The sequence below is a fragment of the Lysinibacillus sp. GbtcB16 genome, from assembly GCF_019091145.1.
GTDB classification, from domain to species: domain Bacteria; phylum Bacillota; class Bacilli; order Bacillales_A; family Planococcaceae; genus Lysinibacillus; species Lysinibacillus fusiformis.
The window spans coordinates 1-261 of the sequence record NZ_JAGXJV010000541.1; the positions used below are offsets into that span (position 1 = coordinate 1).

Annotated in this window: 1 pseudogene; it reads left to right on the top strand. The window is 58.2% G+C overall.

Annotated elements, in window-relative coordinates:
* A pseudogene (locus KVT27_RS25170) lies at positions 1-261 on the top strand (acetate kinase); the annotation flags it as partial.

The following is a 261-nucleotide window of genomic DNA, read 5'->3' on the forward strand; positions in this document are numbered from 1 at the left end:
TTCTTGTCATTAATGCAGGGAGCTCCTCGCTCAAATACCAGCTCTATCATATGGAGGACGAATCGGTGCTCGCGAAGGGCCGTGTGGAACGAATCGGTATGGATACCGCTATTCTGACGCACGAACCGAACGGGAAGGCCGAGGTTCACGAGGTCAGTGAAATCCTCGAGCATACGACGGCGATCCGCAAGGTGCTCGCGCTGCTCGTCCACCCGGAACACGGCGTGCTCTCGTCGACGTCCGAGATCCACGCTGTGGGTC